General features: G+C 60.0%; 14 protein-coding genes. 11 read left to right on the plus strand and 3 right to left on the minus strand.

Annotation, left to right across the window (positions count from 1 at the left end; translation table 11 throughout):
- Positions 1-2 precede the first annotated feature (2 nt).
- Positions 3-1,904: a glycoside hydrolase family 15 protein gene (locus ACCD03_RS15420; protein WP_413412194.1), complete on the minus strand. Its 1,902-nt coding sequence runs from the start codon at positions 1,902-1,904 to the stop codon at positions 3-5.
- Between the two features lie 37 nt (positions 1,905-1,941).
- Here ACCD03_RS15420 and ACCD03_RS15425 point away from each other — a divergent pair, with 37 nt between their 5' ends.
- The 11 genes from ACCD03_RS15425 (at position 1,942) to ACCD03_RS15475 (ending at position 13,503) form a co-directional block, all read left to right on the plus strand.
- A complete protein-coding gene (locus tag ACCD03_RS15425) occupies positions 1,942-3,168 on the plus strand; it encodes a DUF2252 family protein (protein WP_413412195.1) in 1,227 nt (408 codons plus the stop codon).
- A 78-nt stretch (positions 3,169-3,246) separates the two neighbouring features.
- Positions 3,247-4,377 carry a 3-deoxy-7-phosphoheptulonate synthase gene (locus tag ACCD03_RS15430; RefSeq protein WP_325649777.1) on the plus strand — a complete coding sequence of 377 codons (1,131 nt, stop codon included), beginning with the start codon at positions 3,247-3,249 and terminating at the stop codon, positions 4,375-4,377.
- Between the two features lie 565 nt (positions 4,378-4,942).
- Positions 4,943-5,869, plus strand: coding sequence for a fimbrial protein (locus ACCD03_RS15435; protein WP_325649779.1), 927 nt, complete (start codon positions 4,943-4,945; stop codon positions 5,867-5,869).
- Between the two features lie 501 nt (positions 5,870-6,370).
- Entirely contained in the window at positions 6,371-7,309 is a 939-nt protein-coding gene (locus ACCD03_RS15440) for a fimbrial protein (protein WP_325649978.1), read from the plus strand.
- A 143-nt stretch (positions 7,310-7,452) separates the two neighbouring features.
- Entirely contained in the window at positions 7,453-8,994 is a 1,542-nt protein-coding gene (locus tag ACCD03_RS15445; RefSeq protein ID WP_045206382.1) for a methyl-accepting chemotaxis protein, read from the plus strand.
- Between the two features lie 790 nt (positions 8,995-9,784).
- Positions 9,785-9,988 (plus strand): hypothetical protein, encoded by a 204-nt coding sequence (locus tag ACCD03_RS15450; protein ID WP_413412196.1) that lies wholly within the window; start codon positions 9,785-9,787, stop codon positions 9,986-9,988.
- A gap of 102 nt (positions 9,989-10,090) precedes the next feature.
- Positions 10,091-10,309 carry a hypothetical protein gene (locus ACCD03_RS15455; protein WP_413412197.1) on the plus strand — a complete coding sequence of 73 codons (219 nt, stop codon included), beginning with the start codon at positions 10,091-10,093 and terminating at the stop codon, positions 10,307-10,309.
- A 161-nt stretch (positions 10,310-10,470) separates the two neighbouring features.
- Positions 10,471-11,454, plus strand: a complete 984-nt coding sequence (locus ACCD03_RS15460) for a hypothetical protein (RefSeq protein WP_413412198.1) — start codon at positions 10,471-10,473, stop codon at positions 11,452-11,454.
- Between the two features lie 29 nt (positions 11,455-11,483).
- Complete coding sequence (locus ACCD03_RS15465; protein WP_413412199.1) at positions 11,484-12,107, plus strand: DJ-1/PfpI family protein; 624 nt, start codon at positions 11,484-11,486, stop codon at positions 12,105-12,107.
- On the plus strand, positions 12,107-13,195 hold the full coding sequence (locus ACCD03_RS15470) for an aldo/keto reductase (protein WP_413412228.1): 1,089 nt from the start codon (positions 12,107-12,109) through the stop codon (positions 13,193-13,195). Before ACCD03_RS15465 ends, ACCD03_RS15470 begins: the two co-directional genes overlap by 1 nt.
- A complete protein-coding gene (locus ACCD03_RS15475) occupies positions 13,192-13,503 on the plus strand; it encodes a putative quinol monooxygenase (protein ID WP_413412200.1) in 312 nt (103 codons plus the stop codon). The genes ACCD03_RS15470 and ACCD03_RS15475 overlap by 4 nt, the downstream gene beginning before the upstream one ends.
- An 87-nt stretch (positions 13,504-13,590) precedes the next feature.
- On the opposite strand, the gene ACCD03_RS15480 is transcribed toward ACCD03_RS15475, so the two are convergent.
- Both ACCD03_RS15480 and ACCD03_RS15485 read right to left on the minus strand, forming a co-directional pair.
- Positions 13,591-14,313, minus strand: coding sequence for an MgtC/SapB family protein (locus tag ACCD03_RS15480; protein WP_413412201.1), 723 nt, complete (start codon positions 14,311-14,313; stop codon positions 13,591-13,593).
- Positions 14,314-14,412: 99 nt separating this feature from the next.
- Entirely contained in the window at positions 14,413-15,516 is a 1,104-nt protein-coding gene (locus ACCD03_RS15485) for an SDR family oxidoreductase (protein ID WP_045206380.1), read from the minus strand.
- Between the last annotated feature and the right edge of the window lie 108 nt (positions 15,517-15,624).

Below are 15,624 nucleotides of genomic sequence, written 5' to 3' on the forward strand. Positions count from 1 at the left end.
CGCTATTTTACCGGCTTCGGCTGGTCGTCAGCTGCGCGGCGAGCTGCGTCGCCCGTGCGCTGGCTGACGTGATCGGCCGCGGCAGATAGCGCCAATGCTGAATTCACGAGCGCGATATGCGAAAACGCTTGCGGGAAGTTGCCAACCAGCCGTTTCACGCGCGGGTCGTATTCTTCGGCGAGCAGGCCGACGTCATTGCGCAAAGCCAGCAGCTTGGTGAAGAGCGCGCGAGCCTCGTTCTGGCGGCCTTGCAGGACGAGGTTGTCGACATACCAGAAGCTGCAGGCGAGAAATACGCCTTCGCCCTGGGGCAGGCCATCGGTCACGGCTTCGGTGCGGTAGCGGCGCACGAGGCCATCCACGAGCAAGTCTTCTTCGATGGCTTTGACCGTGCCCTGAATGCGTGGGTCGGACGCCGGCAGAAAGCCGACGAGCGGCAGCATCAGGAGCGCGGCGTCCAGCTCGTCGCCACCGTAACTCTGCACGAAGCAGCCGCGCGTGGCGTTGTAGCCGCGAGCACAAACCTCCGCGTGGATGCGATCGCGCACCGCGCGCCAGCGCTCTACGGGGCCATCCACGTTGAATTGCTCGATGGTTTTGACGGCGCGGTCGAACGCCACCCATGCCATGACCTTGGAATGCGTGAAATGGCGCGAGGGGCCACGGACCTCCCAGATGCCTTCGTCGGGCGTCTGCCAGACGCTTTCGAGGTGCGTCATCAGCGCCACCTGCAGGCGCCACGAGGCTTCATCGCCATCCAGGCCACCTTTACGGGCGATAAAGAGGGCGTCCATCAGTTCGCCGTACACGTCGAGCTGGAGCTGCATCGCGGCCGCATTGCCCACGCGCACGGGTTGCGCGCCTTCGTAGCCGGGCAGCCAGGGGACGGTCCACTCGCCCAAGCGCCGTTCGCCGGCAATGCCATACATGATCTGCACCTGTGCCGGGCTGCCGGCGATTGCGCGTTCGAGCCATTGTCGCCAGGAGCGTGCCTCGTTGTAGTAGCCCGCGTTCATGAGCGCGAGCAGCGTGAGGGTGGCGTCGCGCAGCCAGCAGTAGCGGTAATCCCAGTTACGCACGCCGCCGAGCTGCTCAGGTAGCGACGTTGTGGGCGCGGCCACGACGCCGCCGGTGCGGTGATAGGTCAGTGCCTTGAGCGTGATGAGCGAGCGCTCGACGGCTTCTGTCCATGGGCCTGCACCGTGGCAGCGGCCGGACCACGCACGCCAGCGCGCCTCGATGTCGACCTGGGCTTCAAGCGCATCAATCGATGCCGGTAATGGCAAATGCGAGGGCGAATGCGTGAGCACAAATGGCACCGCTTCACCTTCGCGTACGGTGAAATCCGCGACGGTGGAGAGGTTCTCGCCACGGATCGGGGCGGGGGTGCGCAGCGTCGTCATATTGGGGCCGGCCACGGCCCGGAGCACGCAATCGGCCATGTCGCACGGCCCGTCAGCCGGCGCCCCCGTGACTTCGGACACGCGGCTGACCCACGGTATCGACGCGCCGTAATCGAACCGCAGCGTGAGGTCCATGCGCATGTCGACGGTGCCGGAGAGCCCCCGCACGATACGGATGAGGTCCGAGGTGTCGTCCCGGGCGCCGGCGGTGCCCGGCAGACGGGCGGTCATCAGGTCGGTCACGCTGGCGGAACCCGTCTCGGTCTCGAATACGGTCTCCAGCACGAGCGTGCCAGGCAGATAGCGCCGGCTCGTGGCACGGACCTCGCCGTGCGGCGCGATGCGCCATCGTCCGTGGTCCGGCGTGCCAAGGAGCGCGGCAAAACAAGCGCCTGAATCGAACCGCGGCCAGCACAGCCAATCGATGGACCCGTCGCGCGAAACCAGTGCCGCGGTTTCGCAATCGCCAATCAACGCGTAATCTTCGATTTTTGAGGGCATTGCACTCCACTCCAAGCACTTTAACGAGGCCGTGACCATGCATGACAGCACCCGCATCCTGCTTGAATACAACGCCGGGCGTGATCCCGAAAGACTCACCCGCAAGCTGGATGCCATCGCCGCCGACCCGTTTTCATTCTTTCGCGGCACCAACAACCTGTATGCCGCGTCGCTGGCCGATGCTGCGCTGCTGCACGACGCGCCCCGCACGCTGATCTGCGGGGACCTGCACCTTGAAAACTTCGGCAGCTTCAAGGGCGACAACGGCCTCGTCTACTTCGACATGAACGACTTTGACGAAGCGCTGGCGGCGCCGTTCACGGTCGACCTGGTGCGCGTGCTGTCGAGCCTGCAGGTGGCGTCCTTTAGCTGGAAGCTGGCCGATGAAGACGCTCACAACCTGTGCCGGCGCTTTCTCGACACGTATGCGGCCGCGCTGGTTGACGGCAAGCCGCGCTGGGTCGAGCGGGCCACCGCCACTGGCATCGTGCGCAATCTGCTGCGGGGCCTGCGCAAGCGTAACCGGGCGGCGTACCTGGCTGACCGCACCGAGCGCAACGGCAACCAAGTCACCCTGCGCATCGACGGCCGGCGCACTTTACGGGCAAGCAAGGAAGAGGCCCGCCGCGCACGGCGCATCCTCGAGGCGTATGGCCAGCAGGGCAACGGCCAGCGTTTCATTGCCATCGACGTCGCGCGGCGGATTGCCGGCACAGGCAGTCTGGGCCTTGAGCGCTATTCCGTGCTCGCTCGCCCCGAAAACGACCCCACCACGCTGCGCCTGATCGACATCAAGCTCTCTATCCCAAGTGTCTGGGACGATGTGCTGGGCGACGCCTGTAGCGTTGCTCCTTGGCGTAGCGAGGCCGGGCGCGTGGTCGATATCCAGCGCCTGTCGCAGGCCATTTCGCCGGCACTGCTGCGCGGCGTCGTCTACGGCGCCAAGGGCGAAAAGCCGAAATCGTACGTCGTCAAAAGCCTGCAACCGACCGCCGACCGCGTCGCGCTCGGCTCGGGCAAGAACGTGGTCGCCAACCTAGACGACGCGCTGCAGACCATGGCGCGCGTAGCAGCGTGGTGTCATTTGCGCGGCTGTGGCCGACACGGCACCGATCTCGTCGAAAAGGTGCAGGACTACGCGGCCGGCACGGCGTGGCGCAAATCGGCGTTGAAGCTGGCGGCGCATGGCAAAGACGTGTCGCTCAAGCAATGGGCTGAGTTTGCTGAAGATTATCGGCAGGCGCGCGGTGGCAAGTCCGCTTAAATGCGCGGTGTAAGTGCGCGATGGCGCGCCGTTGACGTCAGGCCCGTGACTACTATTTGAAATCCCTCTGAGATTGCAATGAAAAACCTCGACAACCCCTCACATGATCGCGAGGTGGGCGTCGCCGACGCGACGCAAGACACGACGCGCATCGACGACACCCGCATCGGCGCGGTGCGTCCGCTTATTTCCCCTGCGCTGCTGCTGGACGAGCTGCCCGTGCCTGCCGATACGCAGACGCTCGTCGAAGACACCCGCCGGGCCATCAGCAACATCCTGCACGGCCGCGACGATCGGCTGCTGCTCGTCGTCGGCCCGTGCTCGATCCACGACCACGACCAGGCGCTCGATTACGCGCGCCGCCTCAAGACCGCGGGCGATGCACTGAAGGACGACCTGCTGATCGTGATGCGCGTCTACTTTGAGAAGCCGCGCACGACGGTCGGTTGGAAGGGTTACATCAACGACCCGCGCCTGGACGGCAGCTTCCGTATCAATGAAGGGCTGCGCGCTGCGCGGCAACTCCTGCTCGACGTGAACGCGCTCGGTCTGCCCGCCGCGACGGAATTCCTCGACCTGCTGAGCCCGCAATACATCGCCGACCTCATCGCGTGGGGCGCGATCGGCGCGCGCACGACAGAAAGCCAGAGCCATCGACAGCTCGCGTCGGGCCTGAGCTGCCCGATCGGCTTCAAGAACGGCACCGACGGCGGCGTGCAGGTTGCGTCAGACGCGATCATCGCGGCGCGCGCTAGCCATGCGTTCATGGGGATGACCAAGATGGGCATGGCCGCGATTTTCGAGACACGCGGCAACGACGACGCGCACGTGATCCTGCGCGGCGGCAAGAGCGGGCCGAACTACGACAGCGCGCACATCGAGGCGACCTGCGCGGCGCTGCGCGCGGCGAAGTTGCGCGAACAGGTGATGGTCGACTGCTCGCACGCGAATTCGAACAAATCGCATGAACGGCAGATCGACGTCGCGCAGGATCTCGCGCGGCAACTGTCGCAGGGCGAGCGCCGGATCGTCGGCGTGATGGTGGAAAGCAACCTCGAAGCCGGCCGCCAAGACCTGAAACCGGGTGTACCGCTCAAGTACGGCGTGTCGATCACCGATGCTTGCCTGAGCTGGACGCAGACTGAGCCCGTGCTCGACATACTCGCCGAGGCGGTGCGGCATCGGCGCGCGTATTCGTACGACGGGTGATGTGACGGCGGCAGGTTCAGGCTTGTCGCCTTGTCCCTATCGCTGACGTTGGTTGGCGTCCCACTCGCCATTTCCATAACGGCCAGCCGCCGCACATTCGCATGCGGCTCGGCCGAGCATTGTGTGTCGGCATCCTGCCCACACGCGTCGCGGTGTCGCTCGTTGAGTAACACCGATCCCCTCCGGCTGCCCCGCGCCGGCTTACCGCTTCCAGATCACATCTTCCGTTTGGCGTGACGAGTTGCATGCCAGCGTGACACACGCACGCGCGCAGATTTCGATTTTCAAGTCGACTCGGGCCGTTGGTGCAGCTTTCGGTCGTTTTTGGGAGTCATCCTATGTGTCTGACATTTCCGAACAATCAGAATCCCACCCTGGTGGTGTGTGGCGATAGCTGGCGCATTCAATGTGGAGCACAGAATCTGCCGTATGCAAGGTGCTAGTGAACTGTCCTGCAATCACCGATGTGCGTTGCGAACTTTATTCAAGATTGGCGTGAAAAATATCTGAAAATAAAATCAAGCCGTCTTGGTGAAAATCTTAAATTGGTTTTGGAGATTGACTGGTGATTGTTAAAGAATTTATTAAATGCGCCGTGCCAATGATTGGAAGCACAGTGTTCGCCGTTCTGTGTCTGATCGCGGCACAGGGCGCCTCGGCTAGAGAATTCTATCCTTTTCCGGCCACACTTTCGCTGCCAAGCGGCCTTCCCAAGGGGACGGTTGTGGCGAGGCGCTTCTATACGCCTACACAGCTTTGTGGCGAGGCCAAGTGCAGATTGATGACCTTCGCCCCCTTCCCCTATGGAGCAGACGGGCCGACATCTCCTCTCGAATTGAAGGGGTTGAGTATGCAGGTGATTGTCAACGGAAAGGCTCAAAAACGAATGGATTTGTCGGACCCATACGTCGCATTTTCCACGCCAGTTGAATTGCAGTTGATCAGAGACTCGTCTAGCGATATAGCCAGCAGCACGACGCAAGATCAAATTCGTTTCTGGTTCTTCACATACACGATGACAGGCGCCACCAGAATCGAAAACTATTTTTCCATCAATAAAGGTTCCCTGACGAAAATCGAAGGGACGTGTTCGGTGCCAAGTCAGACGGTAGAACTGCCGCCCACCATCGGGCGGAAATTGGGCGGTGTCGGTTCAACAGCCGGCGTGCGCGACTTTCAGATCAAGATCAACAATTGCCCGAAGGGGTACAACCGGGTCGGATACACGCTCCAGCCGATGGGTGGTGTGGCGGATGCGCCGGGCGTACTGCCGCTTGGCACCGATTCAACCGCAAAGGGTGTGAAGATTCGCCTTGCCAACCGTAACGGTACTGCGGCCAAATTTGGCACGTCGCTCAAGCTAGACGATTACGACAAGGCGACCGGCGGCTCATACATGATCCCGATGCAGGTCTCGTATATCCAGACCGAAGCAACGGTCACACCCGGTACGGTAAAGGGCGCGATCTCTCTGCGGCTGGACTATCTGTGATCCGATTGCCCGAGAAAGGCGCGCCGCAGTGATGCAAAAAGCCGTACTAGGGCGGTGTAATCAGAGCTGGTAAGGACCGGGCCGTTGTCGCTGCAAAGCAATAACGGCGTCGGAACCCCGTTCCCGGCGTGCCGACCCGGGCGATCAGCGCATGCTCCTACGCGCTCGACGCCGTGCTCGCCTTGCCGCCGCACGACAGATGTCAGCCGAGCAATTCTCGATTTTCAAGCCAAATTGGGCCTTGACCCAGTTTCTGTTCTTATAGGAATTTTCCTATTTTCGTGGCATTCCAGAACATTCAGAGTCCCACCTTGGCCGTGCATGACGATGGCAGGCGCATTTAATGTGGGGCGTGGTATCCACCCGACAGAGCGGAAGACTCCGGAAAAGCATTGCGCAATCACCGAGATGCACATTGAATTTCTATCAAGGTTGGCACAAAAATAGTTGCGCATAAAACCAAACCATCAGAACGAAATTATGTTTTGGAGATTGACGATTGTGAAACGATTGAGTCAACGCCGCACGCAAATGTTGAGAACCACGGCGTTTGCAATTTTAGGTTTGGCCGTGATGCAGCGCGCCGAGGCTCACCAGGATCTTGTCGCATTTTCCGGCTCATATGCGCTCCCAGGTGGCATGGCCGAAGGAACGGTTGTGGCGAGGCGCTCTTATACGCCTACGCAACTCTGTGGTGAGGCCCATTGCGAATTGTATAGTTTCCACATGCTCAGCACCGGGGGGCGCGAGATACTGACTGGATCTGAGGTTGGCACAAATTTAATAGGCTTGAGCATGCGTGTTCTTGTTAATGGAAAGCCTCAAGAAGTATTTACGAGTTCGAGCTCCTCGATCAAATTTTCCAGCCCCATGGAAGTGCAGTTGTTCAGAAACGACGGCGACGTCACTACCAGCACAACGAGCCGCAAAATTCACTTCACGCTCTACATGAGAGCAATGTCGAAACCCAATAACGGTCTTCTTACTGCCCAATTTCTCATCAATGACGCCACACTGACCAGAATCGAAGGAACATGTTCGGTGCCAAGTCAGGCGGTAGAACTGCCGCCCACCGTCGGACGGAGATTGGACGGTATCGGTTCAACAGCCGGAGTGCGCGACTTTCAGATCAAGATCAACAATTGCCCGAAGGGGTACAACCGGGTCGGATACACGCTCCAGCCGATGGGCGGTGTGGTGGATACGCCCGGCGTACTGCCGCTTGCCACCGATTCAACCGCAAAGGGCGTGAAGATTCGCCTTACCGGCCGTGACGGGCTCGCGGCCAAATTCGGGACGTCGCTCAAGGTGGACGATTACGATAAGGCGACTGGCGGTTCATACATGATTCCGATGCAGGCGTCGTATATCCAGACCGACGCCGCAGTCACCCCCGGTACGGTAAAGGGCGCGATCTCGCTGCGGCTCGACTATCAATGACGGGAAGGGCGGGCTTTAGTGATGCATTCGCCTCTTCGCCCTTAAGTTAAAGGGGGCGCGGCCGATAGTGCTGAGGTAGCCGGCCGCCCGGCGCGATGGTCGCGCCCGCGTGAAGAGCCGCGCACGCCACTCTTGCCGCGCCCATGTCTGCTCGCCTGACCATCCGCACCCGCCTGGTGCTTTCGGTTTCGATTCTGTTTCTGCTTGCCTTGCTGATTGGCGTGGCAGGCCTGCTCGGCCTGCGCGCCGCCAACCATGCGCACGAGGAAACCTTCACCAATCAGTTTCCGTCTGCGCTCGCGCTCGGCGAATCCGATTTGAGCCTTACGCGCGCACGCACGGCCCTCGACAAGGCCATGCTGTATCCGAACGACAAGGGCGCGATGAAGTTGCTCGATCGTACCGAAGAGCTGATCGCGCGCTCGGATGAAGCGTGGAAGAAATACCTGACGCTGCCCCGCAGCGAAGAAGAGGACCGCCTGGCCAAGGAGGTCGCCACCACGCGTGAAGCCGCGGCAGGCAGCCTGCGCGACATCATCAAGGCGCTGCGCGCGGATGACCGTGCGACGGCCGATGGCATCATGGAAAAGCGCGTGTCCAACGCTTTCCGCGATTCCAACGACAAAAGCCTGGCATTGAGCAAGAAGCAGCTCGGCTTTTCCAAGGCCAACTACGACGAATCTCAGGAGGCCTACGCGCGTTTTCGCGTGATCGTGACGGCGGCCATCCTCGTCGCCCTGGTGGTGGCGCTGTGGTGCGCCTGGTCGTTGCTGCGCGCGATTGTGGGGCCGCTGAACGCCGCGCTGGCGCAGTTCGACCGCATTGCTGCGGGAGACCTCACCGAACGTGTGCGCATCGACCGTCACGACGAAATGGGCCGTCTGCTCGAAGGCCTGGCCCGCATGCAGACCGCGCTGACCGATACCGTGCGCCGCGTGCGCACGGGCTCCGAATCCATCGGCGCCGCCACCAAGCAGATTGCCGCGGGCAATGCAGACCTGTCGCAACGCACGGAAGAGCAGGCCAGCTCGCTGGAAGAAACCGCTTCCAGCATGGAAGAGATGACCTCCATCGTGCGTCAGAACGCCGACAACGCCCGCCAGGCCAGCCAACTGGCCGACAGCGCATCGGAAGTCGCGAGCCAGGGCGGTGCCGTGGTGACCGACGTGGTGGCGACCATGCGCGAGATCAGCGCGTCGTCGCGCACGGTGTCGGAAATCATCGGCGTGATTGACGGCATTGCATTCCAGACCAACATTCTTGCGCTCAATGCCGCCGTCGAGGCCGCCCGTGCTGGGGAACAAGGCCGTGGCTTTGCGGTGGTGGCCGGTGAGGTGCGCAACCTCGCACAGCGCAGCGCCGCGGCCGCGAAGGAAATCAAGGAAATGATCGAGGCGTCGCTCTCAAAGGTCGAGACAGGCAGCGCGTTGGCCGAACGTGCAGGCAGCACGATGGAAGACATCGTGTCGTCCATCCGCCGCGTGACCGACATCATGGGCGAAATTGCCGCCGCCTCGAACGAGCAAAGCTCCGGCATCGAACAGGTCAACAAGGCCGTCACGCTGATGGACGAAGCCACGCAGCAGAACGCAGCGCTGGTGGAGCAGGCTGCCGCAGCGGCTGAATCGCTGGAGGAGCAGGCCCAAGCCTTGAACGCCGCCATCGCAGCGTTCCGCCTGGCCTGAGTTGCATCGTTCTCGGCGCGGCGGATCACTCTCCGTCGTGCTGAGGCTCCAGAGCGCCTGGGGCAATATGAGGCTGCGACTGCCACGCCTGCGTGAAAAGTCGCAAACGCCACTTCTGCCGCGTCCACGTCTGCTCGCCTGACCATCCGCACTCGCCCTGAGCGCGACCGACTTGAGCCTCGCGTGCAACCGCGCCGCGCTCGACTAGCCAATGCTGTAACCCAAAGGCGCCTGCCCCGAAACGCCGGAAATTCCTGTGCTTTGGTTCGCGCTACCGCAAGCTTCTGTCATGCCGGTCTTAGCGGGTCACCCAACGCCGCAGCTTTGACGCGCCCGCCTCACGTCGTCGGAGTGCAGATACAGACACAGGCGAACCCCGTGTGGTCAGTTGCGAATCCCCGAGCCATTCTGCCAAAAGGCCACGGCAAGAAGTCTCGCATTGAGCCGATGTCGCCCAGAAAATCGCGGACTCCACCAAAGCAAGTGAATAAATTTAAATTGAGGTTGAAAATTTTAAATCAAATTACCGACATAAATGTGATTGAGGCCTTCCGCAAACCATTGACTATGTTTAATGAAATGGATATCTGATTTAAGTTTTTATGCAACACAAAGTATTTGGATGATGAACTTCCAGCTATTTACGGTAATCCGAAATAAACATGTCATGGCGGATCGTCGTCATATATAGTCAGCCGTGCATAGACTTTGAATGACTAGGGTTCGGTCGGACAGCTATGTATGGATAGCGTTATAAACGATTTAATCTATCTGAAAAAGGAGTGAAACCATGACTGATACACGCCTTGAGGAGACCGGTCATAGCACCGAGGAAGGGAAGCTGTTGATTAAGGCCATTGGAGATGCTGTTGAGGGGCGGGCACCTTTGAAAGTTGTTACCGGGACCCAAACAACCAGCAGCCTGAGCTTCGAGTTGAAGCCCGGTGCAATCGTTGCGCACCCAAACTCCACCGTCATATTTGTGTGCGGTTAATGTGACGCTCTGACACACATTTCCACGCCTTCCAGCTGCGGGCTTTTATTTTCCGCTGCTTCTATCATTAATCTGCATGCTTAATCCTTAAGGGAAATTACCATGCCAGAAAAATCAACTGAAGGAACAAGCCGGATCGCCGTTCACGGCGCCGCTGACGAGGCGAACCTGACCCCTGTGCTCGAAAACGGATATCAAGACGCGCAGGTTCCACTGAAGGTAATCACCGGCGTTCAACATACGAGCGGCCTGAGCTTTGAGCTGAAGCCCGGCGCAATCGTCGCGCATACCGGCTCCACCGTCATCTTTGTCTGTGGGTAGTGTCACAAGGCATGTTGCGCGACATCGCAATGAGCCATCGGGGCGACAAGCATCAGGATTGTGGTGACGATCGACTGTCAAGTGGCAGCCCCATGCACGTGCCGGGATAATCGGCCCGGTACATGCACGGGGCGCTCTTTTCTGCGGGAGATGATTTCAATATGTACCCCAAGCTCCGTGAAAATGTTTGGCATATCGACCCGCAGCGGGAAACCGCCATGCTCATTACCAGCAGGGCGACTTATGAGGTGCCTACCGAAAGGGCTTTGCAGTTTCTGCGAATGCGAAGTTATTGCACCGGATGGCACTCCATCGACAGTATTGCCGAAAAGAGCGGGTTTTCGGTCGCCGATGTCAATGCGCTTTTGGGCTCACTGGAGCCGGCAGGCATCATCTACACCAACTCGGATCTGGACGAAAAACTCCCTCAAGAGCATGTGCGAGATGTTCTGACGAGGGCATGTCGCATCTGGAGTGCGGAGTTGCAGATTTCCTATATCGGAAATGAATTTTCGGCAGGTCAGCTACAAAAATCGGTCTTGATCGGCTGGTTGCTCGAAATGTATCACTACGTTCGGGATTTCCCTTTCGCGATTGAACATGGTGCGCGACACGCGACGGGAGCGTTAAAAGACGTTCTCATGACGTATGCAGAACAAGAGAAAGGGCATGAAGGATTCGTTTTGAGATCGCTTGTGAATGTGGGGATCTCGGTGCCGGAGGTCGAGTCGAGCATTCCATTGTTATCCACGCGCCTCATCGGTTTTCTCATGCGCGAGTTGTTCGAGTTGATGCCAGCGGCCGCACTGTTGGTTGCCGCAGTCATCGAGGCGCAGGGATTTTCCGAAGCGGAGATCGAGAATTTCAAAGCCAAGTTGCATGAGCACTACGGAATTGGCGCTCACGCTCTCGATCCCTATTTCGAGCATCAAAAGATTGATGTCGACATGGGCCATGCAGAGCTCCTCGCATCCAACCTGGATCTGATTCGGATCGAGGACAGGCGAACGCTCGACCTTGTCGTCAACAAGATTCATGACCTGAAGCACGCGTTTGACCTGCAGGGGATCGAGATCAAAGCTTACTTTGCCGCGCTGAACGGCAAATATGTGCCCAGGCAACCCGTAGATTTCGAGGCGATCTGAATTTCCACTCGAGGAATGGTGATAGACCTATGCCTGGATCGGTTGATTCATCTGGCGAAGATGTGCGCATTAGCATCGTAGCCTTCGACGATTTCACGGATATCGATTTGATATTGGTTTGGGATCTTCTGAATCGCGTGCATCTTCCCGGTTGGAATGTTTCCCTCGTTGGCGATGGCCCATTTCATCGGTCAATGACCGGCTTGACCATACCGATGCATGGTCCGCTCAGCGAAGCCAATACGGCCGACGCCGTGCTCTTCACAAGTGGAAAAGGAACGCGAGCGAAGATTCGAGACGCCGATTATCTAGCGCAGTTTCAATTGAACCCGGAACGCCAATTGATCGGTTCGGTCGATTCGGGTGCGCTTCTGCTGGCGGCCCTCGGCCTACTCGATGGAAAGCGCGCGACGACGTATCCATCGGCAAAACCGCTTCTTGAACAATACGGGGTATGGGTGGTGGAAGAACCACTCGTGATAGACGGGAACGTCGCTACGGCGGGCGGTTGCATGTCGGGGCAATACCTTGCGCACTGGGTGATGGAGCGGTTGGTCGGTAAGCCGATTGCGGATGCAGTGATCACTTCGTGGCAACCAGTCGGAGAGGGCCTGTTCTTCTCGACGGATGTTGAAGCGGCGCAGGCGCGATGATGCGATACAGGCTCTTAGGCGAGAGCGGCCTGCGCGTGTCGGAGTTGTGCCTCGGCACGATGACATTCGGTGAAGACTGGAATTTCGGCGCTTCGGCTGAAGAGAGCCGGGCGATCTTTGATGCCTTTTGCTCCGCCGGAGGGAATTTCATCGATACGGCAAACACGTATACGCAAGGAACGAGCGAAAAGTTGGTAGGCGAGTTCATTGCGTCGGAGCGTGACTATTTCGTCGTGTCCACCAAGTATTCGCTCAGCACGCGCCCCGATAGCCCCAATGGAGGCGGAAATCACCGCAAAAGCCTGATGCGGGCGGTCGACCACAGCCTTAAGCGTCTCAATACGGACTACATCGACGTCTATTGGCTGCACGCATGGGATTCTCTGACACCTGTCGACGAAGTGATGCATGGGCTTGACGACTTGGTGCGTGCAGGTAAGGTCCTTTATGTCGGCGTATCGAACACCCCGGCCTGGCGTGTCGCGCAAGCGCACACGCTAGCGAATCTTCGGGGTTGGGCCAAATTTGTCGGCTACCAGGCGGAATACAGTCTGATCGATCGTACCGCCGAGCGCGATGTCGTACCAATGGCGAGCGCATTGGGCCTTGGCCTACTCGCGTGGGCGCCGCTGGCCGGCGGCGTGTTGAGTGGGAAGTATTTGCTGACCGGGGACGAAGTCCATATCGGAGATTCGAAACGCGGTGAGTGGCTGAACGGCGAACGCCTGACAAGACGATCGCTGAAAATTGCCGCCTCAGTTGCACAAGTCGCTCAGTCGCTTGACCGTTCGCCGTCCCAGGTCGCGCTCAACTGGCTTCGACAACGGCCGAGTGGCGTCATTCCAATGATCGCCGGCCGAACGCTTCAGCAAATGGAGCAGAATCTGAAGTGCCTCGATTTTGAAATCGACGACTCGCTGTTGAAACAGCTCGATGCGGCGAGCGAAATCGAGCTCGGCTTTCCGCACCATTTCCTGGCCCAAGCGCCGTTGCTAAATGCGCTGTTTGGAAGTCGTCAGCATTTGCTGGATGTGCCAGCGCTTCCGTCACTGCGGCCAAACCTGAATGCAAACGACGGGCCGACATGATCCATGTAATCGCAGCGATACAAGCCAAAGACGGTCAACTGGAGAGTTTGACGGCAGCATTCCGGATGATCGTCGCACGCACACGAGAGAAGGCCGGCTGCATTGAGTACGGCTTGGCCGTTCATTTGCCTAGTGGGCTGCCCGGGCAGGCGCCGTTTGATCCGAACGAACTTGTCGTTATCGAGAAGTGGATCGATCTCGACGCGCTGAACGCGCACATATCGGATCCGGAATATAGGGCCTGGTTTGCCGGACTGTGGCATCAGGTAGCCGGCGCTTCAATGCAAATCCTCAATGTGGTGGGGTAGCGCCGTTTGCACAGGCGGAATCGTGAAAGCGCCGAACGCGACCTTTGCAGCCTTGCGCCTGGCCTGATCTGGCGCCGGCGCGGCGGGTCACTCCGTCGTACTCGGATTCCAGAACGCCTGGGCCACGTGCGGCTGCGATTGCAGCGACGCAACGATGCGGTCCAGCTCGGCCGCGTTCACGGCGGTCGACATCAGCATCGCTTCAATTTCTACGTGGTCGTCGCCAAAGGGTTCGACTGACAGGTCGCTGACGGGGTAGCGAGCCTCTTCAAGCAGGCGTTCCAGATCGGCCAGGGCTTCTTTCTGGCGCTCGCTGGTGGAGATGACGCACATCGTGTACGTGACTTCGCTGGCCTGATTGTCCAGCGGCGTGCGGTTGATGCGGTCCACCACGGGCCGCAGCAGGATGTTGGAGGCCAGCACGAACAGCGTAATCAGAATGGCCTGGCCGACAAGATCGGAGCCTGCTGCCGCACCCACAGCCGCCGAGCCCCACAGCGTGGCGGCGGTGTTCAGGCCGCGCACGTTCAGGCCTTCCTTCATGATGGTGCCGGCACCCAGAAAGCCGACGCCCGACACCACATAGGCGATCACGCGGGTGGTGTCCGATGCGGTGCCGATCTGCGCGGCCATGTCGACGAATGCCGATGCCGCCACCGCCACCAGCGCGTTGGTGCGCAGCCCAGCAGTCCGCTGTCTGACCTGCCGCTCGAAGCCGATCAGCGACCCAAGTGCAAAGGCCGAGGCAAGGCTGATGAACGAATCCACCAGCGTGGCGACATTGAGATGGACGAGGGCTTGCAGCGTCATCGGCGGCTCCTTGTTGTGGTGACCGGAGTCTTGGTGAATGGCGCCGATGGTTATAGCACGGCGCCATGACACGCCGTGCGAGCCGGGGAGGTCGGACGGCTACTTATAGTCCCACTGCATCTGCTCGGGGATCGGCACGGCGTCCGACGTCTCCAGACAGCGGTCGAGGTAAGCGAGCAGGGAGCGCGGCTGAAAACCGGTCTCCTGCACCAGCCGCGTGTTGTCGAACACGTAGCTCATGCTGGCGAACTTGGCATACAGGTGGATGCAGCGCGCGACCAGTCGCACATTGCCGTCGCCCGTCAGGCTCAGGAATTTACGCGCCAAAGCTTTCTCGGCGATTTTTTCCTGATACACGTAGCCGGCCAGCGCCTGGGCATCTTCTTCCGGCGTCTTGCAACGCTTGAAGCGCGGGTACAGCGTTTCGATGCGCTCGGAGTTCGCGTCGCCGGCGCTGATGTGATACAGGTCGTGCGCCAGCGTGGGCTTGGTCGACAGTTGCACGATGGCCTCGGCGCAGTCGTCCACGGGCAGGATGTCGACGCGGTCGGACAAGCGGCAGCTGAATGTCTCCAGCAGCGCCACCATGCGCAGCATCCAGAAAATGCTGCCCGACGGCTCGCAGCCCAGCGTGCTATGACCCACCACGATGGACGGCCGCACCACCACCAACGGCAGTTCGGGCACGTCTTCGCGAAGCTTCAGCTCGGCCATGCCCTTTGAATACGTGTAAGGCACCGCGTGCTGCTCCAGCGGGGGGACATCCCAGCTTTCGCTGACATGGCGATCCGCCAACTGGCCGCACGACATGGCCGTGCCGATCTGCAGGAATCGCTTCAGGCGTTTGCCCTGCGCCGCCAGTCGGCCCAGCGCCAGCACGCCCTCCACGTTGGTTTCCCACAGCGACGGATGGTTCGAGAACGTTGCCAGCGCCGCGCAGTTGATGATGATTTCCGGATCGCCCAGCTTGGCGGCACCGGCTTCGCGCAGGTCGAATGGCACGATCTGCGATTCCTTAATGCCCTCCAGCGTGCCCTGTGCAAACTCGAAGCGGCGCAGGTTGCTGCGTAGCCGCGCCAACCCTTCTGCGGGCGTATCACCGCGCACGGCAAAGCGTGTGTCGGCCAGCAAACCTTTGGCTGCCAGATTGGCGGCAATGGCGCCGCCCACGAAACCGGTCGCACCGGTTAGCAAAATACTCATGCGAGAAAACTTGAATCCCTTGGGTGGCAAAACGGGCGACCAACCCGCTTGCAAACAACACTGCCGCTGCCGCACCGGCGAGGCGCGTATCGGCAGCACGCTCGAGGC

This window comes from Ralstonia sp. Ralssp135, from assembly GCF_047304345.1.
Classification (GTDB): Bacteria; Pseudomonadota; Gammaproteobacteria; order Burkholderiales; family Burkholderiaceae; genus Ralstonia; species Ralstonia chuxiongensis.

Bases quoted from the DNA above. Each gene is read 5' to 3' on its own strand.
- ACCD03_RS15430 (WP_325649777.1), top strand. From the start codon at position 3,247: ATGAAAAACCTCGACAACCCCTCACATGATCGCGAGGTGGGCGTCGCC.
- ACCD03_RS15485 (WP_045206380.1), bottom strand. From the start codon at position 15,516: ATGAGTATTTTGCTAACCGGTGCGACCGGTTTCGTGGGCGGCGCCATT.
- ACCD03_RS15480 (WP_413412201.1), bottom strand. From the start codon at position 14,313: ATGACGCTGCAAGCCCTCGTCCATCTCAATGTCGCCACGCTGGTGGAT.
- ACCD03_RS15460 (WP_413412198.1), top strand. From the start codon at position 10,471: ATGTACCCCAAGCTCCGTGAAAATGTTTGGCATATCGACCCGCAGCGG.
- ACCD03_RS15470 (WP_413412228.1), top strand. From the start codon at position 12,107: ATGCGATACAGGCTCTTAGGCGAGAGCGGCCTGCGCGTGTCGGAGTTG.
- ACCD03_RS15445 (WP_045206382.1), top strand. From the start codon at position 7,453: ATGTCTGCTCGCCTGACCATCCGCACCCGCCTGGTGCTTTCGGTTTCG.
- ACCD03_RS15465 (WP_413412199.1), top strand. From the start codon at position 11,484: ATGCCTGGATCGGTTGATTCATCTGGCGAAGATGTGCGCATTAGCATC.
- ACCD03_RS15475 (WP_413412200.1), top strand. From the start codon at position 13,192: ATGATCCATGTAATCGCAGCGATACAAGCCAAAGACGGTCAACTGGAG.
- ACCD03_RS15455 (WP_413412197.1), top strand. From the start codon at position 10,091: ATGCCAGAAAAATCAACTGAAGGAACAAGCCGGATCGCCGTTCACGGC.
- ACCD03_RS15425 (WP_413412195.1), top strand. From the start codon at position 1,942: ATGCATGACAGCACCCGCATCCTGCTTGAATACAACGCCGGGCGTGAT.
- ACCD03_RS15420 (WP_413412194.1), bottom strand. From the start codon at position 1,904: ATGCCCTCAAAAATCGAAGATTACGCGTTGATTGGCGATTGCGAAACC.
- ACCD03_RS15450 (WP_413412196.1), top strand. From the start codon at position 9,785: ATGACTGATACACGCCTTGAGGAGACCGGTCATAGCACCGAGGAAGGG.